The organism is Sphingomonas oleivorans (genome assembly GCF_003050615.1).
In the GTDB taxonomy this organism is placed as follows: domain Bacteria; phylum Pseudomonadota; class Alphaproteobacteria; order Sphingomonadales; family Sphingomonadaceae; genus Sphingomonas_H; species Sphingomonas_H oleivorans.
Map to the genome: position 1 here is coordinate 25,884 of NZ_NWBU01000010.1, position 20,288 is coordinate 46,171.

Annotated in this window: 20 protein-coding genes, 1 tRNA gene and 1 pseudogene; 16 read left to right on the top strand and 6 right to left on the bottom strand. The window is 65.4% G+C overall.

The annotated features are described in order from the left end of the window. Positions 1-9 precede the first annotated feature (9 nt). From CLG96_RS11555 to CLG96_RS11575, 5 genes are all read left to right on the top strand, one after another. Complete coding sequence (locus tag CLG96_RS11555) at positions 10-1,143, top strand: glycoside hydrolase family 172 protein (protein WP_107968153.1); 1,134 nt, start codon at positions 10-12, stop codon at positions 1,141-1,143. A 68-nt stretch (positions 1,144-1,211) separates the two neighbouring features. After that, positions 1,212-2,249, top strand: coding sequence for an ABC transporter ATP-binding protein (locus tag CLG96_RS11560; RefSeq protein ID WP_107968154.1), 1,038 nt, complete (start codon positions 1,212-1,214; stop codon positions 2,247-2,249). Beyond that, the gene (locus tag CLG96_RS11565; RefSeq protein WP_107968155.1) at positions 2,242-2,547 is read left to right on the top strand and encodes an ROK family protein; all 306 of its coding nucleotides are present in this window, start codon (positions 2,242-2,244) and stop codon (positions 2,545-2,547) included. Before CLG96_RS11560 ends, CLG96_RS11565 begins: the two co-directional genes overlap by 8 nt. A gap of 101 nt (positions 2,548-2,648) precedes the next feature. Next, positions 2,649-3,626 (top strand): glycoside hydrolase family protein, encoded by a 978-nt coding sequence (locus CLG96_RS11570; RefSeq protein ID WP_165799631.1) that lies wholly within the window; start codon positions 2,649-2,651, stop codon positions 3,624-3,626. A 120-nt stretch (positions 3,627-3,746) separates the two neighbouring features. Then, positions 3,747-5,240, top strand: coding sequence for a CYTH and CHAD domain-containing protein (locus CLG96_RS11575; RefSeq protein ID WP_107968157.1), 1,494 nt, complete (start codon positions 3,747-3,749; stop codon positions 5,238-5,240). A 21-nt stretch (positions 5,241-5,261) separates the two neighbouring features. On the opposite strand, the pseudogene CLG96_RS11580 reads toward CLG96_RS11575, so the two are convergent. Next, positions 5,262-5,567 (bottom strand): annotated as a pseudogene (locus tag CLG96_RS11580) (substrate-binding domain-containing protein); the annotation flags it as partial. A gap of 29 nt (positions 5,568-5,596) precedes the next feature. Here CLG96_RS11580 and CLG96_RS11585 point away from each other — a divergent pair. Continuing rightward, the gene (locus CLG96_RS11585; RefSeq protein ID WP_107968158.1) at positions 5,597-5,818 is read left to right on the top strand and encodes a hypothetical protein; all 222 of its coding nucleotides are present in this window, start codon (positions 5,597-5,599) and stop codon (positions 5,816-5,818) included. A 32-nt stretch (positions 5,819-5,850) separates the two neighbouring features. Here the strand turns inward: CLG96_RS11585 and CLG96_RS18990 are convergent, their stop codons facing one another. Together CLG96_RS18990 and CLG96_RS11595 are read right to left on the bottom strand one after the other, a co-directional pair. Then, a complete protein-coding gene (locus tag CLG96_RS18990; RefSeq protein ID WP_207796671.1) occupies positions 5,851-6,264 on the bottom strand; it encodes a hypothetical protein in 414 nt (137 codons plus the stop codon). Continuing rightward, positions 6,261-6,455 (bottom strand): hypothetical protein, encoded by a 195-nt coding sequence (locus tag CLG96_RS11595; RefSeq protein ID WP_107968159.1) that lies wholly within the window; start codon positions 6,453-6,455, stop codon positions 6,261-6,263. Before CLG96_RS11595 ends, CLG96_RS18990 begins: the two co-directional genes overlap by 4 nt. 314 nt (positions 6,456-6,769) lie before the next feature. On the opposite strand from CLG96_RS11595, the gene CLG96_RS11600 reads away from it, so the two are divergent. The 5 genes from CLG96_RS11600 (at position 6,770) to CLG96_RS11620 (ending at position 14,328) form a co-directional block, all read left to right on the top strand. Then, positions 6,770-7,435, top strand: coding sequence for a protein-L-isoaspartate O-methyltransferase family protein (locus tag CLG96_RS11600; RefSeq protein ID WP_107968160.1), 666 nt, complete (start codon positions 6,770-6,772; stop codon positions 7,433-7,435). A 28-nt stretch (positions 7,436-7,463) separates the two neighbouring features. Then, positions 7,464-8,966 (top strand): TolC family outer membrane protein, encoded by a 1,503-nt coding sequence (locus CLG96_RS11605; protein WP_107968161.1) that lies wholly within the window; start codon positions 7,464-7,466, stop codon positions 8,964-8,966. Positions 8,967-9,023: 57 nt separating this feature from the next. Continuing rightward, positions 9,024-9,470: a DUF2497 domain-containing protein gene (locus tag CLG96_RS11610; protein WP_107968162.1), complete on the top strand. Its 447-nt coding sequence runs from the start codon at positions 9,024-9,026 to the stop codon at positions 9,468-9,470. An 87-nt stretch (positions 9,471-9,557) separates the two neighbouring features. Then, positions 9,558-11,609, top strand: coding sequence for a S9 family peptidase (locus CLG96_RS11615; protein ID WP_107968163.1), 2,052 nt, complete (start codon positions 9,558-9,560; stop codon positions 11,607-11,609). Positions 11,610-11,676: 67 nt separating this feature from the next. After that, the gene (locus CLG96_RS11620; protein WP_107968164.1) at positions 11,677-14,328 is read left to right on the top strand and encodes a valine--tRNA ligase; all 2,652 of its coding nucleotides are present in this window, start codon (positions 11,677-11,679) and stop codon (positions 14,326-14,328) included. Between the two features lie 81 nt (positions 14,329-14,409). Here CLG96_RS11620 and CLG96_RS11625 read toward each other — a convergent pair whose 3' ends face one another. Both CLG96_RS11625 and CLG96_RS11630 read right to left on the bottom strand, forming a co-directional pair. Further along, entirely contained in the window at positions 14,410-14,820 is a 411-nt protein-coding gene (locus tag CLG96_RS11625; RefSeq protein ID WP_243395752.1) for a DUF6766 family protein, read from the bottom strand. Between the two features lie 63 nt (positions 14,821-14,883). Then, the gene (locus CLG96_RS11630; protein ID WP_107968685.1) at positions 14,884-15,771 is read right to left on the bottom strand and encodes a diacylglycerol/lipid kinase family protein; all 888 of its coding nucleotides are present in this window, start codon (positions 15,769-15,771) and stop codon (positions 14,884-14,886) included. Between the two features lie 112 nt (positions 15,772-15,883). Here CLG96_RS11630 and CLG96_RS11635 point away from each other — a divergent pair, with 112 nt between their 5' ends. The 4 genes from CLG96_RS11635 to CLG96_RS11650 all read left to right on the top strand — a co-directional run bounded on the left by CLG96_RS11635 (position 15,884) and on the right by CLG96_RS11650 (position 19,474). After that, the gene (locus tag CLG96_RS11635; protein ID WP_107968165.1) at positions 15,884-16,996 is read left to right on the top strand and encodes an S-(hydroxymethyl)glutathione dehydrogenase/class III alcohol dehydrogenase; all 1,113 of its coding nucleotides are present in this window, start codon (positions 15,884-15,886) and stop codon (positions 16,994-16,996) included. 10 nt (positions 16,997-17,006) lie between these two features. Next, positions 17,007-17,858: an S-formylglutathione hydrolase gene (fghA, locus tag CLG96_RS11640; RefSeq protein ID WP_107968166.1), complete on the top strand. Its 852-nt coding sequence runs from the start codon at positions 17,007-17,009 to the stop codon at positions 17,856-17,858. A 64-nt stretch (positions 17,859-17,922) separates the two neighbouring features. Next, positions 17,923-18,918, top strand: coding sequence for a porphobilinogen synthase (gene hemB, locus CLG96_RS11645; protein WP_107968167.1), 996 nt, complete (start codon positions 17,923-17,925; stop codon positions 18,916-18,918). 22 nt (positions 18,919-18,940) lie between these two features. Then, positions 18,941-19,474 carry a gamma carbonic anhydrase family protein gene (locus CLG96_RS11650; RefSeq protein ID WP_107968168.1) on the top strand — a complete coding sequence of 178 codons (534 nt, stop codon included), beginning with the start codon at positions 18,941-18,943 and terminating at the stop codon, positions 19,472-19,474. A gap of 10 nt (positions 19,475-19,484) precedes the next feature. Here CLG96_RS11650 and CLG96_RS18785 read toward each other — a convergent pair whose 3' ends face one another. Continuing rightward, positions 19,485-20,021 carry a hypothetical protein gene (locus CLG96_RS18785; protein ID WP_165799632.1) on the bottom strand — a complete coding sequence of 179 codons (537 nt, stop codon included), beginning with the start codon at positions 20,019-20,021 and terminating at the stop codon, positions 19,485-19,487. Between the two features lie 106 nt (positions 20,022-20,127). Here CLG96_RS18785 and CLG96_RS11660 point away from each other — a divergent pair. Beyond that, positions 20,128-20,204 (top strand) — tRNA-Arg (locus CLG96_RS11660). The last annotated feature ends 84 nt before the right edge of the window (positions 20,205-20,288 follow it).

Genomic DNA, 20,288 nt, shown 5'->3' on the forward strand with positions numbered 1-20,288 from the left:
GATGGCCTGATGACCTTGCGTAACCCCTTCCTTCCCGCGAGCCCGCTCGCCGGCCTGCCGATCATCCGGCGGGGCGTCACCTCGCATCGCGCCTCGAGCTGGGACCGCACCGGCGGCAATCGGGATTTCTATCAGGTGCAGCCGGGCGAGACCTGCGTCATGGCGGAGATCGAAGGCGCCGGGTCGATCAAGCATATGTGGGTGACGACCCGCTGCTATTCGCCCCAATATCTCCGCAAGCTCGTGTTCCAGATGTTCTGGGACGGCGAGGAGAGCCCAAGCGTTTCCGTGCCGCTGGGCGACTTTTTCGGCGTCGGCCATGCCACCGCCAATCATTTCTGGTCGCTGCCGCTGGTCACGACCTTCGGCAATCGTCGCGGACCTAAGGGACCCTTCTCGGCGGCGATGACGAGCTTTTTCCCGATGCCCTTCCAGAAGGGCGCGCGCGTCCAGATCGTCAACGAGGCCGAGGAGCCGATCGAAAATCTCTTCTTCTACATCGATTATGAGAAATATGCGGAAGATCTGCCGGAGGATTTCGGGCGCTTCCACGCGAGCTGGAACCGTGAAAATCCTTGCGAGAAGATCGTCCATCAGCATCCCTATCAGGATCCGGCGCCCTGGGACCTTGGCGGCGTCAACCTGACGGGCGACGACAATTATGTCGTGCTCGATACGGTGGGCAGGGGGCATTTCGTCGGCTGCGTCCTCAACATCGACAATTTCGACGCTTCAAACCAGCAGTTCACCTGGCCCGGCGAGGGCGACGACATGATCTTCATCGATGGCGAGCCCTGGCCGCCCTCGCTGCACGGCACCGGCACCGAAGATTATTTCGGTATGTCCTGGGGCTTTCCCTCGGGCGAGCATTCGACGCCCTATCACGGCATTTCGCTGGGATCGGACGCGCAGGAGCATTTCGGCAAGTGGAGCCTCTACCGTTTCCACATCGAGGATCCGATCCACTTCAGCAAGTCGATCAAGGTCACGTTCGAGCATGGCCATGCCAATGATCAGGCCAATGATTATTCGAGCGTCGCCTATTGGTATCAGCTCGATCGCAACGGGCCGATCAAGGCGCTGCCGAAGGTGGAGGACAGGCTCGTGCGGCGCTGGCCCGAACATGGGCTGTGGGACCGGTGATGCCGGTCCCATCCGCTTACGTTCCTCCAGCCCGGCGGCGGGCCGCCCGCCGCCCAGGAGAGGGTTGCATGGCATCGATCAAACTGGCCAACATAAGCAAATCACTCGGCCGGAACGACATTCTTCGCGGGATCGATCTCGATATCGGATCGGGCGAATTCATCGTCTTCGTCGGCCCTTCCGGCTGCGGCAAATCGACGCTGCTGCGGCTGATCGCCGGGCTGGACGAGATCACGTCCGGCGAACTGCTGATCGACGGGGTGCTGGCGAACGGAATGTCGCCATCCGATCGGCGGGTGGCGATGGTGTTCCAATCCTATGCGCTCTACCCGCATATGACCGTCCGTGAGAATATGTCCTTCTCCCTCAAAAATGCGCGAATGGACAAAAGGGAGATAGAGAAGCGCGTGCAGGAGGCTGCGAGATCCTTGGATCTTGCGGGCCATCTCGATCGCCTGCCCAAGCAATTGTCGGGCGGGCAGCGCCAGCGCGTCGCGATCGGACGGGCGATCGTGCGCGAGCCGGGGCTGTTCCTGTTCGACGAGCCTCTGTCGAACCTCGATGCCGCATTGCGCGTGCAGACCCGGATCGAGATTGCGCGGCTTCATAAGTCGCTCAAGACGACGATGATCTATGTGACGCACGATCAGGTCGAGGCGATGACGCTCGCCGACCGGATCGTCGTCCTCAATGCCGGCCGGATCGAGCAGGTCGGATCGCCGCTCGATCTCTACAACCGCCCCGCCAATCTGTTCGTGGCGGGGTTCATCGGATCGCCGCAGATGAACTTCATCAGCCTGTCGACGACAGGGCCGGGGGCGTCGAGGGAGATGGTGCTGGGCATTCGTCCGGAGCATCTGTCCATCTCCCGCGACGAACAATATCTGGCCAGCTTCGCCGGGAAGATCGAATTCATCGAAAATCTCGGCGAGCAGGTGCTCATCTATGTGAATATCGGGCAGGACCGCCCGCTCGTGGCCAAGGTCTCTCCCGATGAGGATTTCGCTCTAGGGCAGCATGTGGCGCTGAAGATGGAGCATGGCCGCGCCCATTATTTCGACGGCGAGAGCGGAATGCGCCTGGAACGGGAGGCGGGCCATGGATGATGGAAAGAAGCTCTTCGACGCGATCGAGGCGGGCGGAACCAAGTTCAGCTGCCTGATCGGCTCGGGCCCCGGCCACATACGCGCGCGGGCCCGGATAGAAACGATCACGCCCGGAGAGACGTTCGGGAAGGTTCTGGCCTTCTTCCGGCAGGGCAGGGACATGCTCGGCCCGCTGAGCGGCCTGGGCATAGGATCCTTCGGCCCCCTCGATCTGAACCCATCTTCCCCAGCCTATGGCCATATCACCGACATGCCCAAGCCCGGCTGGGCGAACGCTGGCGCTCGCCATGGACGGTAGCTGAGCGATTTCCCGCTCTGCGGGGGCAAGACGAAATTTCAGGACCGAAACATCAAGCGGCGGCCCGGCCGGGGCCGCCGCAAAGAGGAGGGATGTGCAAAATGTTTGAACTCAGGGACTATTGGGTATGGGATTTCTGGTTCGCGCGGACGCCCGATGCGCATCATCTCTTCTATCTGCACGCGCCCAAATCGCTGAACGATCCCGATCAGCGCCATTGGCATGTGAAGATCGGGCATGCCTCGTCCCCCGATCTTCTGAACTGGACCGATCATGGCGCCTGCTTCGCCCCGAATGCGGAGCCCGCGCTGGACGATTACACGACCTGGACGGGAAGCATCATCGAGCATGATGGCCTCTGGCACCTATTCTATACGGGGACGAGCCGCGCCGAGGGCGGGATGAAGCAGCGCATCTTCCGCGCCACCTCCACGGATCTTCATCACTGGACCCGTGCCGGGGACGGCGCGGCGCTCGATCTCGACGAGCGATGGTATGAGGAATATTCCCCCGGGCTGTGGCACGACCGCGCCTGGCGCGATCCCTGGGTGATGCGCGATCCCGCATCGGGCCAGTTTCACATGATATTCACCGCCCGGGTGAAAGAGGGGGACAGCTCGTCGCGCGGCGTGCTCGGCCATGCCGTTTCCGATGATCTGGTGGAGTGGAAGGCCCGGCCGCCAATTTCCGAGCCCGGCTTTTTCGGCCATTGCGAAGTGCCCCAAGTCATCCGGATGGACGACCGATGGATATGCCTGTTCTGCACGGAGGCACGCTTCTTCGGCGAGGAGTATCGCAAGGTCGCGCCGGGCGGCGCCGTGACGGGCACGCATTATTTTGTCGCGGACGCGCCGACCGGGCCGTGGCGGCTCGGGCCGGGGCCGTTTTTTGACGGCGATATGCAGGCGACGCGCTATGCCGGGCGCGCGGTGGAGCATGATGGCCAATGCTATTATTTCGCCTTCCGGCACAGCGACGAGGATGGCCGCTTTATTGGCAAGATAGACGGGCCTTATCGTCTTGCCTTTGACGAGGATCGCGGGCTGCATCTGGAAAGCAGGGTCGAAGCGTTGACCTGATCCCGTCGCTTGCCTGATGAACATCGGCTCGGGACCGGCTACATTAGGGAATTTCCACGATGCCGGGCTTTCCGGTTCGGCATCCGGACAGGATGCGCGGGAACGGGCCGGAACGGCGGCATGGCGGAAGTCGAACTCAAGCTGGAACTCGATCCGGCGCAGGCGGAGACGCTTGGCGGGCGGCTCGCCGAGCTTCTCGGCCCCTCCGCCGCGAAGCCGCTGGTTTCGACCTATTATGACACGTCCGATCGCAGGCTGCGTGCGGCGGGCCTGTCGCTGCGCATCCGCCGATCCGGAAATCGCTATCTCCAGACGATCAAGGCCGATGCCGGCGGCAATGCCGGCCTGTTCGACCGGGCCGAATGGGAAGTTGAAATAGGCGGCACCGAGCCCGATCCGCGTGCCATAGCGGATACACCGCTCGATCATCTCGCTGTGCCGGCCTGGTCGCTCATGCCGCTGTTCAGCAGCGAGGTTGAACGCGCCTTGTGGCAGATCGAGGAAGGGGATGCCCGGATCGAGCTGGCATTCGATCGCGGCTGCGTGTTGGCGCTTGGCGTGGTCGAGCCTTTTTGCGAGCTCGAACTGGAATTGAAGGAGGGTGAGCCCGCTACGCTCTTCGCCTGGCTCGACCGGCTCGGCGATGTAGGAGGCATGCGCCTCGGCGTCCGCAGCAAGGCCGATCGCGGCTATGCGCTGGTGGAGCAGGGCGCGGGCGCCGCGAGCAAGGCCGGCCCGGTCCTGCTCGGCATCACGGATACGGCAGGGGAAGCGTTCGCGACGATCGTACGCGCATGTCTGCGCCATTTCCGGCTCAACGAGCCGCTCATCCTTGCCGCCGCGGATGCGGAGGCGGTGCATCAGGCGCGTGTCGCGCTGCGGCGGCTGCGCTCGGCCCTGTCGCTATTCAGACCGTTGCTGAGTGATCCCGAAAGCGAAAAAATGCGGGCCGAGCTCAAATGGCTGGCCGCGCTGCTCGGCGAGGCGCGCAATCTCGATGTGCTGATCGGCCATATCGACATTGTCGAGCTGAAGCCCCGGCTCGATGCGGCGCGGGCCGATGTCTATGATCGCGTTTGCGTGGGCCTGAATTCACCGCGCAGCCGCGGGCTGATCCTCGACATCGCCCGTTGGGCGGAAGCGGGCGATTGGCGCGGGACGACCGATTTCGACAAGGCCGGGCTTCGCAACCTGCCGGTGATCCGCTTTGCCGGACAACTGCTCGATCGCCGCCGGCGGAAGTTCCGCAAGGCGGGAAGGGATATTGCCGGGCTCGATCCGGCCGAGCGGCATGATCTTAGGATCGCCGCGAAGAAGCTGCGCTATGCCGCCGAATTCTTCGCCGGCCTCTATGAAGACAAGCGGGCCAAAAAACGCCGCCGACGCTTCCTCGCTGCGCTGGACCGGATCCAGACCAGCCTGGGCGAGCTCAACGATGCCGAGACGGGACGGGACATAATTGCCGATCTTGCTCGTCAGGATCCCGATCCGCTTATCGCACAGCGGCTGGAGGCACTGGCGGCCGAGCGGTTCGATCCCGATGCCGGAAAGGGAATTTCCGCCGCTGAGGCCGCCTTCGATGATTTTGCGCGCGTCAAGCGCTTCTGGTGCTGACGGCTTGGTCCGCGTGGCGGCTCAGTCCGGCCGCACCGGGCCGGTCGATTCCCGTTCGACCAGCGTCAGCTCGGCCTCGATATCGGCATAGCGTTCGACGGCGCCCCTGCCGATCATCGTCATCAGCCGTTCGGTGGCGTTGCGCGCCATTTCCACCAGAGGGCGGCGGATCGTGGTGAGCGCGGGCGAGAGCATGCTGGCGATGGGGCTGTCGTCGAAGCCGGCGACCGACACATCCCCCGGCACCGATATTTTGCGCGCGATCGCTTCCTTGAGCACGCCGGCGGCCATGATGTCGTTGCTCGCGAAAATGGCGGTGGACGGCCGAGGGCGGCCATGGCGGCGGCGACGATGCGATGCTGGAAGATGTTTTCGGCACGCCGCCGGCGGACAGGTTCCGTCGCTCGTCCGACGAGCGTGGCGGGGCCTATTCGATCCTGATCGGCGTCGCCGCGAACCATTGCTTCCAGACCGGCCAGACGGTGCGGATCGCGGATCTCGTCAACGGCCTCACGCCGCCGATCGCAGCGCCGATGCCGTCGCGCTCCACCCCGATCCCCATGCCGCGACGCGTCTGACTTTCATCTTCCGTTCCGGCGAGGCGGAGCGCTCACGCGTTCATGTGCGTGAAGGCGGGGGGGTCGCTCGCCGGAAAGGATTCGTCCGAAGCTTCGTCGACCTCGTCCCAGGCTGCGGCCGGTTCGGCGGGTGCGGTTGGTCGCGCCCGATCCGGAGCGGGCCGGCTGCCGCGGCGCCATCGCGGGATCAGCGCCGCAGCGATGCCCGCCGCGGCCAGTCCGCCGCCGATCAGCAGCAGCGTAGCGGTGGAGGGTCTTGGAGAACGGGGCGCGGGCTTCGCCGCCTTGCCATGCGGCACGGCCGCCTGCTCGGCCCAGGCGGTTCCGGAATCCTCCTCAACCAGGATCTTGTTGCAGCCGCAATTGGCGATTTCGTGCAGGAGATGGTGCTCGGACGTACCCTCGGCTCGCGGCGTCTCGCCGCTGCCCGTGTCGATCGCGGTCATGCCGGCCTCCCTAGGGGCAAGGATAGCAGCGTGGGGAGGGGGCGCCCGCCGCAGCCGAGCGCGGTCAGCGCAGCCGCCATGGCGCGCCTATACTCCGCCGAATCGCGTGGAAGCTGGTGCCATGCCAGGCGCGAATGGCGGGCGAGCGCCTCATGCCAGATCCGGCTGGCGACTTCCTCGAGCTCGGACATTGCGGGCAGCCTCGCATGAATGAGGCAGGATATGATTGCGCGAGGAAATAGTCTGTCCATGGTGTAGGTCCGCTCCGATGTCGTTGCGCGGCGCCACGAGTGGCAATTTCGCCATTCGCCCACATTAACAATCATTATGGCTGCTCCACGCCATGCCGGAACGGAGGAAGTGAAAGGCTGTTCCGTCGGCACGAAAATGCCGTGCGCCGGACTATGATGGCCTCCTGACGAGACAAGCGGCTTGGCCTTGATCTTGACCCGCGATAATCCCTTGAGCATAGCGTTGGTGTATTGTACGACTAGAACAGTAAATTATGGGGCTGGCTGAAGTGACCGATCAAAGTTTCGATGCGATGCGGCGGGCGATGGTCGCCAGCCAGTTGAGGACCACCGCCGTGAGCGATCCGCGTGTGATCGCCGCCATGGGGGAGGTGCCGCGCGAACGGCATGTGCCGCGCAGCCGCTCGGCGCTCGCTTATGTCGATACGGCCGTGCCGCTGGGCGGCGGGCGCGCGCTCAACGCGCCGATGGTGACGGGCCGGCTGCTGACCGAAGCGCAGGTCGCGCCCGAGGATCGGGTGCTGCTGGTCGGCGCCGCGACGGGCTATGCGGCGGCGCTCCTTTCTCTCCTCGCCGGCTCGGTGGTGGCACTGGAGGAGGATGCTGCGCTGCTCGCGACGGCGCGCGATGCCGGCGTTCCGGCTAATGTGGAGTTCGTCGAAGGGCCGCTGGCCGAAGGCTGGCCTGCCAAGGCGCCTTATGACCTGATCTTCGTCGATGGCGCGATCGAGACGATTCCGGACGCGCTGATCGCCCAGCTCGCCGATGATGGAAGGCTTGCCGCGGCAATCGTCGAGCGCGGCGTGACCCGCCTCGGCATCGGCCGCCGCGCGGGCGAGGGCTTCGGCTTCACGCCCTTTGCCGATGCCGAAGCGGTGTCGCTGCCCGGCTTCGCCAAGCCGCCGCAATTCGTTTTCTGATCAGTTCATCCTAGGGGGGATTGTCGCCATGCGCCTGATGTTGCGGGCCGGGGTCTGCCTTGCCGCGATGGCCGCCATGCCCGCGCAGGCGGATACGCTGCGCGAGGCGCTGGAAAAGGCCTATCGCACGAATCCGACATTGACCGGCGCGCGCGCCGGTCAGCGGGCAACCGACGAGGGCGTGCCGATCGCCAAGGCGGGCGCGCGCCCATCGTTGAGCGCCAGCGGCGGCTATAATGAATTCGTCGTGCCCCAGGGCAATTCCGTCACCGCGCCGACGCGTTCGATCGGCGGGCGGGCGGATCTTGGCATGCCGATCTTTCAGGGCGGCGCGGTGAAAAATGGCATCCGGGCGGCGGATGCGCGCGTCCTGGCGGGCCGGGCAGGGCTCCGCTCGATCGAGGCGGATGTGTTCACGCGGGTCGTGGCGGCCTATATGGACGTGATCCGCGATCAGTCGATCGTCAGCCTGAACGAAAATAACGTTCGGGTGCTCGAGACCAATCTCGCCGCGTCGCGCGATCGCTTCCAGGTGGGCGACCTCACGCGCACCGACGTCTCCCAGTCGGAAGCGCGTCTGGCGATCGCCATGAGCAGTCTCGAAACGGCGCGGGCGCAGCTCGATGGCAGCCGCGAAAATTATCTGGAGGTCGTCGGCTCCTTCCCGCAGGCGCTCGAAACGCCGCCGTCGCTGCCGAGCCTGCCGACCATGGCCGACGATGCCGTCGATGTCGCGATCGAGAATAATCCAGCGCTCGAATCCGCCCGGCAGCGCAGCCGTGCGGCGGATTATGATGTGCGCGTCGCCAATGCCGCGCGCCTCCCGACCCTGTCGGCGACGGCGGGGGGCAGCTACGCCAATTTTCTGGGCACCGTATCCTCGCCCATTCCCGGCGCGTCTGTCTCGCAGATGCAGAAGTCCGTGACGCTGGGCGTCGGCGCCACCCTGCCGCTCTATCAGGGCGGTCAGCCTGCCGCGCGCGTGCGCCAGGCCCAGGCGCTGGCGAGCCAATCGCTCGAGGAGGTGACCGAGACAGAGCGGGCCGTCGTCGCCGATGCGCGCACGGCTTACTCGCAATATCGCGCGGCGCAGAGCGTGATCGCCTCCTCGCAGACGGCGGTGTCGGCGAACGAGCTGGCGCTGGAAGGCGTGCGCGCCGAAAATAGCGTCGGCACGCGCGACATATTGGACGTGCTCAACGCCGAGCAGGAATTGCTCAACAGCCGCGTCCAGCTCGTCACCGCGCGGCGTGATGCCTATGTCGCTGGCTTCGCGCTGCTGGCGGCGATGGGCCGGGCGGAAGCACGCGATCTCGGCCTCGATGGCGGTGCGCTCTACGATCCCGAGCTGAACTATAAGCGCGTCCGCAACCGCATCTCGGACTGGGACAGCGATCCAAAGCCCGTTCCGGTCGCGACGCGCACCGTGGACGTGCCCGCGCCCGAGCCGACCAGCGCCGCTCCCGTGCCGTCGACGCCCGCGGAATCGACGCCTTCGCCCGCGCAGGGGAACAATCCGCCGCGAAGCTAGCCCCAGCTTCTTCCTTCCCCCGTGACTCCTCGGGGGAACTGGGCGATAGTCCGCCTCATGGTGGACAGCAGCGGCAAGCATGAGCCCTCGATGGAAGATATTCTCGCTTCCATCAAACGCATCATCGCGGATGACAGCGCGGCGGCGCTGGCGGCGGCACGCGTCCGGCCGTCCACGCCGGACGATGCCGCCGCGTCGGATCTGCGTGCCGAGACGGACGAGGATGTGCTGGAACTGACCGAGCCCATGGACGAGCCGCCGCTGTTCGCGCCGGGGCCGGTGGAAGCGCTGATCTCCGAACGGGCGGCGCGCACGAGCCGGGAGGCGCTCGCCGCGCTCTCGTCCATCGCCGTGCGGCCGGATGCGGGGGCGAACACGCTCGACGGGCTGGTGCGCGAGATGCTGCGGCCGCTGCTCAAGCAATGGCTCGACGAGCGGCTTCCCGGGCTGGTGGAGGAACTTGTCGCCCGCGAAATCGCGCGGATCACGGGGCGTATCGGCTAGGCCAAACGCGCCCGGCCGTCGGCAGGCATATAGGGGTGACGGTTGCAGCCCTTGCACTGTCCTACTGGAGTGCTACGCCTGCCGCCCATGAACAAGTCGCTCTTGCTCGGCCTGGCATCGCTGGCCGTTCTTTCCGCTGCGCCGACACTGGCGCGTCCCCTGACCCCTACCGATCTTGCGATGCTTTCGCGCATCGCCGATCCTGTCGTGTCGCCGGATGGCCGCTGGCTCGTCTATCAGCAGCGCGAGACCGATCTCGCCGCGAATAAGGGCCGTTTCGATCTCTGGCGGCTGGATCTGCGCGCGGCGAATGCGCAGCCCGAAAAATTCGTCTCGCTCGCCGAAGCGAACGAGACCGCGCCGCAATTCGCGCGCGACGGCAGCCTCTATTTCCTGTCCGACCGCAAGGGCGATGGCGACGAGCTATGGCGCGTGGCCATCACCGGCGGCACGCCGACGCAGGTGACGGAGGGCGGCTATGGCATCAGCGGTTTCAAGCTTTCGCCGCAGGGCGATCGCCTGCTCGTCTGGGCCGATCGCAAGCCGGGCGCGCCGTCACTCGAGCGGCCGAAGGTGAAGCAGGATGCCAATGCTGGCAGCGCGCGCAGCTATGACCAGCTCTTCGCCCGTCATTGGGACACATGGGCGAATGGTGAGCGCTCGCAGCTCTTCGTGCTGCCGATCGTGGGCGGCAAGGCTGAGGGCGCGGGCAAGCCGCTCGTCGGCGGGCTCGTCGGCGATGCGCCGTCAAAGCCCTATGGCGACGGCAGCGAACTGGCCTGGTCGCCCGACGGCAAGATCATCTATTTCGCGCTGCGCGAAGCAGGCCGGATCGAGGCGCGATCGACCAATCTCGATATCTTCTCGGTTCCAGCGGACGGATCGGCACCGCCGGTCAATCTGACCGCCGGCAATGACGGCACGGATACGCAGCCCGCCGTCTCGCCCGATGGCCGCTGGCTTGCCTGGACCTCGATGGAGCGGCCGACCTATGAGTCCGACCGCCTGGTGCTCAAGCTGCGCGACCTGCGCACGGGCGAGATTCGCGCGCTGACGCAGGGTTGGGACCGCTCGATCGACTCGTTCGTCTGGGCGCCCGATTCGACGGGCCTCTACGTCACCGCGACCGACCATTTCGATCGGCCGATCTTCCGCGTCGATCTTTCCGACGGCAAGGTCCGCCGGCTGACGGGGGAGGGCTCCGTCTCGGGCGTGCAGGTCTCGGGCAAGCGGCTGGTCTATGCGCTCGAATCGCTGACCGCGCCTGCGGACCTCTATGCCAGCGAGCGGGGCAGGGCGACGCGGCTCACCTCGGTCAATGCCGCCAAGCTTGCCGGGGTCGATATGCCGCAGGCGACGCGCTTCAGCTTCACCGGCGCCGATGGCGACACCGTCTGGGGCTATGCGCTGAAGCCCGCCAATCTGCCCGCGGGCACGAAGGCGCCGATTGCCTATCTGATCCATGGCGGGCCGCAGGGCACCTTCGGCAACGCCTGGTCCTATCGCTGGAATCCGGCGCTGTTCGCGGGCGCGGGCTATGGCGCGGTGCTGGTCGATTTCCATGGCAGCACCGGCTATGGTCAGGCCTTCACCGATGCGATCAACAAGCAATGGGGCGGCAAGCCCTTCACCGATTTGAAGCTCGGCCTGAAGGCGGCGACGGACCAGTTTGCGTGGCTCGATGCGGACAAAGCCTGCGCGCTGGGTGGCTCCTATGGCGGCTATATGACCAACTGGATCGCGGGCAATTGGCCGGATCGGTTCAAATGCCTCGTCACCCATGCCGGCGTGTTCGATGCGCGCGCCATGGCCTATGAGACCGAGGAGCTATGGTTCGACGAATGGGAGCATGGCGGCCCTTATTATCGGCAGGCCGGCGAATATGAGCGGTGGAACCCGGTGCACCATGTCACCCAATGGAAGACGCCGATGCTGGTGCTCCATGGCGAGAAGGATTTCCGCATCCCCTATACCCAGGGGCTTGCGGCCTTCACCGCGCTCCAGCGGCGCGAGGTGCCGTCGCGGCTGGTCGTCTTCCCGGACGAGAATCACTGGATATTGAAGCCGAAGAACAGCCTGCAATGGTATGGCGAGGTGCTCGGCTGGCTGGATCGCTGGACGGGCAAGGCCGCAAATTAGGCTCTGGAAGCGCGGGTGTCTTTCAGGGGCTGTCGGATTTCGACGGCTGCCGCTAAGACGCCCGCCCATGACGAGCGACCAGACCACCATCGACAAGACCTTCGACCCCGCCGCCATCGAGGCGCGCTGGTATTCCCATTGGGAGGAGGGCGGTCTGTTCCGCCCCGCACGGCCCGATGCGCAGCCCTTCACCATCGTCATCCCGCCGCCCAATGTGACGGGATCGCTCCATATCGGCCATGCGCTGGACAATACGCTGCAGGACATTCTCGTCCGCCATGCGCGGCTTCAGGGCCGGGACGCGCTGTGGGTGGTCGGCACCGACCATGCCGGCATCGCGACGCAGATGGTGGTCGAGCGCAACCTGAATTCGCAGGGCGTCAAGCGCACCGACATGAGCCGCGAGGCTTTCGTCGAGCATGTGTGGGAATGGAAGGCGCAGTCGGGCGGGCAGATCACGCGCCAGCTTCGCCGCCTGGGCGCGTCCTGCGACTGGGCGAATGAGCGCTTCACCATGGACGAGGGCTTTTCCAAGGCCGTCGTCAAGGTGTTCGTCGACCTGCATAATCAGGGCCTGCTCTATCGCGACAAGCAGCTCGTCAACTGGGACCCGCATTTCCGCACCGCCATCTCGGATCTCGAGGTGGAGACGAAGGAGGTGCAGGGCAAATTCTGGCATCTGAGCTATCCGCTCGAGGATGGTTCCGGCCATATCTCGGTCGCGACGACGCGGCCGGAGACGATGCTCGCCGACATGGCCGTCGCGGTGAATCCGGAAGATGAACGCTATAAGGCGCTGATCGGCAAGAATGTGCGACTGCCGATCACGGGCCGGCTGATCCCGATCGTGGCGGACGAGCATGCCGATCCGGAGCTGGGATCGGGCGCCGTCAAGATCACGCCCGGCCATGACTTCAACGATTTCGAGGTGGGCGAGCGCGCAGGCTTCAAGCCTTCCGAAATGCTCAACATGCTCGATGCCGATGCCAAGGTGACGCAGACGGCGGACGGGCTCGTCCCGGCCGAGCTGCTGGGGCTTGATCGTTTCGAGGCGCGTGGCAAAGTCGTCGAGCTGGTCGAGGCAGCGGGTCTGCTCGAAAAGGTTGAGGATCGTGTGATCCAGACGCCCTATGGCGACCGTTCGGGCGTGGTGATCGAGCCCTGGCTGACCGACCAATGGTATGTCGATGCCAAGACGCTGGCCGGGCCGGCGCTCGATGCGGTGCGCTCGGGCGCGATCCGCGTCGTGCCGGAGACGTGGAAGAAGACCTATTATAACTGGCTGGAGAATATCCAGCCCTGGTGCGTCTCGCGCCAGCTCTGGTGGGGTCATCAGATCCCGGCCTGGTATGACGATCAGGGCAATGCCTATGTCGCCGAGGACGAGGCGGGCGCGCAGGCGATCGCGGGCGTCGGCGTGCCGCTCAGCCGCGATCCGGACGTGCTCGATACCTGGTTTTCCTCCGCGCTCTGGCCGTTCGGCACGCTCGGCTGGCCGGAGGACATGTCGATGATCCGCCGCCATTATCCCAGTGATGTGCTGATCTCCGGCTTCGACATCCTCTTCTTCTGGGATGCGCGGATGGTGATGCAGGGGCTCCATTTCCTGCATGAGGCGCCGTTCAAGACGCTTTACCTGCACGGGCTGGTGCGCGCGCCGGATGGGTCGAAAATGTCCAAGTCCAAGGGCAATACGGTCGATCCGCTGGGCCTGATCGACAAATATGGCGCGGACGCGCTGCGCTTCACGCTTGCTGCGATGGAAAGCCAGGGGCGCGACATCAAGCTCGATGAGCGTCGCGTCGAGGGCTATCGCAACTTCGCGACCAAGCTGTGGAACGCGGCGCGCTTCGCCCAGGCGAACGGCATCGGCGCATCGACGACGATCGACGCGCCCGAGGCCGATCTGCCCGTCAATCGCTGGATCATCGCCGAGACGGTGAAGACGGTGCAGGCATTGGACCTCGCACTTGCGGACCTGCGCTATGACGAGTCCGCCAACGCCATCTATCATTTCGTCTGGGCGACCTTCTGCGACTGGTATCTGGAGCTCATCAAGACCGAGCTTCAGGGCCCGGGCGCCGAAGAGACGCGCCGCGTCGCGGGCTGGGTGCTCGATCAGATATTGATCATGCTCCACCCCTTCATGCCTTTCATCACCGAAGAGCTGTGGCATGCGATGGGCCCGCGCGAGCATGAGCTGATCGTCGCCAGATGGCCGATGCCCGATGCGCGTGCGATCGATCCGGCGGCGGCCGAGGAGATCAACTGGGTGATCCGGCTGGTCAGCGAGATCCGCGCCGCGCGTGCCGAGCTCAACGTGCCGCCGGGCGCGCGGCTCACGGCTCATGTGCGCGATGCGAGCGATGTGACGGCCGATCGACTCCAGCGTCAGGCGGCGGTGCTCGGCCGCCTCGCGCGGATCGAGAGCGTCAGCCATGACAGTGCGCCCGAGGGCGGCTCCGCGCAGATCATCGTCGATGAGGCGACCTTCGTGCTGCCGCTCGAAGGCGTGATCGATCTTGCCGCCGAGCGTGCGCGCCTGATCAAGGCGATCGATGCGGCGGAGAAGGAACGCGACACGCTCGCCAAGCGGCTCGGCAATCCGGGCTTCGTCGAGAAGGCCAAGCCCGAGGCAGTCGAAAAGGCGCGCACCGACCATGGCGAGCGCAGCGCGGAAGCGGTGCGGTTGAAGGCGGCGCTGGCGCGGCTGGGCTGAACTCTCCCGTCATCCCTGCCTGTGCAGGGATGACGATTTGTAGAAATCGGACAGTTGTCGGGGAGGTTCCGAGCTTCCGCGTCATATGGTGACGGGGCGTCGTTCATGCCCGTGCGGCTTGGCATGGCCGCCGGTGCGCATATATTGTTCGTCCAGCCGCGCGATGATGCGGTCGGCCTTCTCGCCGGCCTGTAGCCGCAGCAGCATGTCGACCTTGGCTTCCATCCGATCGTCATTTTCCTTCGACGCGGGCGAACCGACATAGAGGAAATAGGCGAGGCCGATGACCTGCCAGAGGAGCTGGAGGAATTCGGACTGCCAGTTCTCGAACGTATCGCGGCCCATTTCGATGGCGAACTGGCTGAATTGGGCCGGCTGCCCATGCTGCACCGCCTCGTCGACATAGGCGTACCAGCCGAACAGCCAATGTCCGACGATCGAGAAGAGAAAGAAGAGAATCGTGATCCAGCCATAGGCATAGCGTTTCATCATCGTCTCCCAGCCAATATTGTGCCGAACCAAATTTTCCCTGCCCGGGTTCCGGTCGAGCGGAGATCAGGCCGGCGCCGCCACCTCGATCACGCCGCGCGCGATCCGGGCGATGACCGGCGTCTTCGCCAGCACCTCGCCGTCGATCGAGATGGGCAGCGGCGGATCGGTGGCGATGCGGAGCGATCGGTCGCGAAATTCGCGGACCGTCCATCGCGCCGCGCGGACGTGGAGGAGGCTCAGCAGCCAACTTAGTGCAAGCCGAGTGCGCGCGCGGCCGGTGACCGCCTGGACAACAATCTGGCCGCTGTCCACTTCCGCCTCCACCAGCTCGGTGCCGCCATGATAGCGGCCATTGGCGATCCGCACCTCCAGCGCGTCGAGCGTCTCGGCCGTCTCGCCTTCGCCGACGGTGAGACGGAAGGGACGGAAGCGAAATGCCTTGATCGCCGCCCAGGCGAGATAGCCAGGCCGGCCGAGCCATTTCTTCAGGCCATGTGGTACGCTCTCCGCGATCAGCGGCGACATGCCGATCGCCGCGCAATTGGCGAAATAATCATCGTCGATCATGCCCAGATCGATGCGGCGGCGCCGGCCATGTGCGATCACCTCGATCGCGCCGTCCATGTCGAGCGGGATGCCGAGCGTGCGCGCGAAGCTGTTGGCGGTGCCGAGCGGGAGCAGCGCGAAGACGCAGTCATGATTCACCAGATGATCGACCGAGGAAGAAAGCGATCCGTCGCCGCCGCCGACGATCACCATCGGCGCGCCCGCCAGCACCTCCCGCCGGACGATGGCGGGCAGCGTCGAAGGATCGCGCACCGCATGACTCGCCGAAAGCGTGATGCCCGCCGCCTTCAGTCGCTTCGCCGCGCGGCGATAGAGTTTACGGCCTTTGCGGGACTTGGCGTTGACGATCAGCGCGGCGGAGCGGGGGAGGGGCCTTTCTGTCACGCCCAATGAACGCGCGGAAACCGTTTCGGCTGCATCATGTTCGCCATATCCGCCTTGGCGCGGGCGGAGGGCCGCCTCTATAGCGGCCCATCGAATTTTCAGGAGATCCGTCATGAAGACCCGCGCAGCCATTGCCGTCGCACCAAACCGGCCGCTGGAGATCCATGAGGTCGAGCTGGATGGTCCGCGCGCGGGCGAAGTGCTGGTGGAGGTGATGGCGACCGGCATTTGCCATACCGACGCCTATACGCTGGAGGGCAAGGATTCGGAGGGTATCTTCCCCTCGATCCTGGGGCATGAGGGGGCAGGGATCGTCCGCGAGGTGGGGCCGGGCGTCACCTCCGTGAAGCCGGGCGATCATGTGATCCCGCTCTACACGCCCGAATGCCGCCAGTGCAAAAGCTGCCTCAGCCAGAAGACCAATCTCTGCACATCGATCCGCACGACGCAGGGACGCGGGTTGATGCCGGATGGGACGAGCCGCTTCAGCCTCGGCGGCGAGACGCTCTACCATTATATGGGCTGCTCGACCTTCTCCAACTTCACGGTGATGCCCGAGATCGCGGTCGCGAAGGTCCGCGAGGACGCGCCGTTCGACAAGATCTGCTATATTGGCTGCGGCGTCACGACCGGCATCGGCGCGGTGATTTACACCGCCAAGGTGGAGCCGGGCGCCAATGTGGTCGTGTTCGGCCTTGGCGGCATCGGCCTCAATGTCATCCAGGGCGCGCGGATGGTGGGCGCGGACAAGATCATCGGCGTCGATATCAATCCCGCCAAGCGCGCCATGGCCGAGAAGTTCGGCATGACGCATTTCATCAATCCACTCGAAGTGGGCAGGGACAAGGTCGTGCAGGCGATCCTGGATACGACGGATGGCGGCGCGGATTACAGCTTCGACTGCACGGGCAATACGGCGGTGATGCGCCAGGCGCTGGAATGCTGCCATCGCGGCTGGGGCCAATCGATCATCATCGGTGTCGCCGAGGCGGGGCAGGAGATTTCGACGCGGCCCTTCCAGCTCGTCACGGGCCGCGTGTGGAAGGGATCTGCCTTCGGCGGCGCGCGCGGGCGGACCGACGTGCCGAAGATCGTCGACTGGTATATGGACGGCAAGATCAATATCGACGATCTCATCACCCACAGCATGCCGCTCGACCGCATCAACGATGCGTTCGACCTGATGCATGAGGGCAAGTCGATCCGTAGCGTCGTCGTCTACTGAGCCGTCGCCGATGACGCTGGAAACCCTCTCCACGAGCAAATCCCATGGCGGCGTGCAGGGCGTCTACCGCCATGCCTCCGCCGCGACGGGGACGGACATGACCTTCTCCGTCTTCGTGCCACCACAAGCAGGCGCGGGCGCGAAGCTGCCGGTCGTCTTCTATCTTTCGGGCCTCACCTGCACCCATGCCAATGTCACGGAGAAGGGCGAATATCGCCGGGCCTGCGCGGAGCTGGGCCTGATCTTCGTAGCGCCCGACACCAGCCCGCGCGGTGAGGGCGTGCCCGACGATCCCGATGGCGCCTATGATTTCGGGCTGGGCGCAGGCTTCTATGTCGATGCGACCGTTGAACCCTTCGCCCGGCATTATCGCATGGCTAGCTATATCCTGGAGGAGCTGCCGGGGATAATCGAGGCGAACTTCCCGGCGGATATGGGCGCGCAGGCGATCATGGGCCATTCGATGGGCGGGCATGGCGCGCTGACGCTCGCGCTCGCCAATCCGGGCCGCTATCGCAGCGTCTCGGCCTTCGCGCCGATTTCCTCGCCCATCAACTGCCCCTGGGGCGTGAAGGCGCTGGGCGGCTATCTCGGGGAGGATCGCGCGCAGTGGCGGCGCCATGACGCGACCGCGCTGATCGAGGACGGGGCAAGGCTCGACGCGTTGCTCGTCGATCAGGGTGATGCCGATCCCTTCCTGGCGGAACAGCTCAAGCCCGAGCTGCTGGAAAAAGCTTGCCGCGCGGCGGGCATCCCGCTCGCGCTCCGCATGCAGCCGGGCTACGATCACAGCTATTATTTCATCTCCACCTTCATGGCCGATCATCTGCGCTGGCATGCGGAGCGGCTGAGGTTCCGCTGATGGGGCCGTCGATCGGGGACGTCATGCTTTGCCTGGGCGGCGCATTGGGGGTAGGGCAGCGATCATGACCTATGCTGCTTTCCCCGCCCTCCGCCTCCGCCGCATCCGCAAGGCCGCCTGGAGCCGCGCGCTCGTCGCCGAAACGCTGCTGACGCCCGCCGACCTGATCTGGCCCCTGTTCGTGACCGAGGGGCAGGGGATAGAGGAACCGGTCGCCACGCTTCCCGGCGTGTCGCGCTGGTCGGTCGATCTGGTGGTGGAGCGCGCGCGCGAGGCGAAGGCGCTCGGCATTCCCTGTCTCGCTCTCTTCCCCAACACGCCACGCAATCTGCGCACGGACGATGGGCGCGAGGCGCTCAATCCCGACAATCTGATGTGCCGTGCGATCCGCGCGATCAAGGATGCGGTGCCCGATATCGGCATCCTCACCGATGTTGCGCTCGATCCCTATACGAGCCACGGCCATGACGGGATCGTCGATGAAAGAGGCTATGTGATCAACGATGTGACGAGCGAGCTGCTGGTTCGCCAGGCGATCGTCCAGGCGGAGGCGGGATCGGATATCGTCGCCCCTTCGGACATGATGGACGGCCGTGTCGGCGCGATCCGCACCGCGCTCGAAGCCGGTGGGCATCTTAATGTCCAGATCATGGCCTATGCCGCCAAATATGCCTCGGCTTATTATGGGCCGTTTCGCGACGCGGTCGGCTCGCGCGGCCTGCTGAAGGGCGACAAGCGCAGCTATCAGATGGATCCCGCCAATGCGGAAGAGGCGCTGCGCGAAGTGGCGCTCGATCTGGCCGAGGGCGCGGACAGCGTGATGGTCAAGCCCGGCCTGCCCTATCTCGATATCGTCTGGCGCGTGAAGGATCGTTTCGAGGTGCCGGTCTTCGCCTATCAGGTGTCCGGCGAATATGCGCTGATCGAGGCGGGCGTGGCGGCCGGCGCAGGCGAGCGCGATGCGCTGGTGCTGGAAACGCTGCTCGCCTTCAAGCGCGCCGGCTGTTCGGGCGTGCTGACCTATCATGCGGCCTATGCCGCGCGGCTAATGGGCGCATGATCGGGGTGGAGCGGCCGGCCTGATGCGCGAGGGCGACATTCTTCCCTTCCGCGGCATCCTGCCCAGCGTGCCCGAAAGCGTCTTCGTGGCACCGGGCACGCGGCTGATCGGCGATGTGACAATCGGCGAGGATGCCAGCATCTGGTATAATTGTGTGCTGCGCGGCGATGTCGAATCCATCAGGATCGGCGCGCGCACCAATATTCAGGACGGCACGGTCGTCCATGTCACCACCGCGCGCCATTCCACGGAGATCGGCGCGGATTGCCTGGTCGGCCATCTCGCCATGCTCCATGGCTGCAAGCTCCATGATCGGGCCTTTGTCGGCATGGGCGCGATCGTGATGGATGCGAGCGAGATAGAGGCGGACGGCATGCTCGCCGCCGGCGCGCTGCTCACGCCCGGCAAGCGGATCGGCGCGGGGCAGATGTGGGCCGGGCGCCCCGCCCGCTATGTGCGCGATCTATCGCCCGAGGAGATCGAGGCTAATCGGCGCAATGTCGCCGCCTATGTCGCGCTCGCGAAGGAGCATCGCGCGGCACTCGGGGAGGGCTGAGCCGGGTTCCTCATTCCGGCAGGCGGGCGGCGAGCGCTGCAACGGCAGCGTCCTCCTCCGTCTGAAAGGCGGCGATCTGATCGGCGGCTGCCTGAAGCGCGGCAAGGTCCGGGGGAGCTGCACCCGCCTGATCGCGGCGGAGCGTATCCATATCCGCCGCCGCACTCTGCACGACGCCACGCGCTGTATCGAGGCTGGACAGCGCCTGCTGCGCCGCGACCCAGGCTTCGCTTTCGGATGAGGCGCCACGCGCCCGCACGATCGCGCTTTCGGCTGCGCTACGTTCCGCGATGAAATCGGCATGGCCCTTTTGCGCCGCTGCGACGATCGGCGCGATGCGTGCCGCGAGCGCGGGGTCGGCTGCGGTCGGCAGCGGGGGCGGAGCGGGTTCGGGCGCATTGGCGCTCTTCTCGATCGGGCGCGGCGCGAGCGAAGGATAATCGGCAAGGCTGCCGGAGCAGGCGGACAGCGCGGCTGATCCGGCCAGGATGAGGAAGATCGGGCGACGCGGGCGGGAGGCGACGGACATGGTGACGCTGTAGAACAAGCGCCTCGCTGATTGAAGCGTCTGCCATAATCGTATGGCGATCGAAATTATCTTCAAAAACAGGCTTGCGTCCCCTGCACGGCCCGACTATCAGCGCCACTCCAACGCGCCCGTAGCTCAGCTGGATAGAGCATCAGACTACGAATCTGAGGGTCGGACGTTCGAATCGTTCCGGGCGCGCCATTTTCCTAAAATTAGGTCAATGGCTAGGCAGGCCTCTGTGGGGGCGCCTTGTACTAGAGGTTCATTTGTACGGGGAATTTTCTG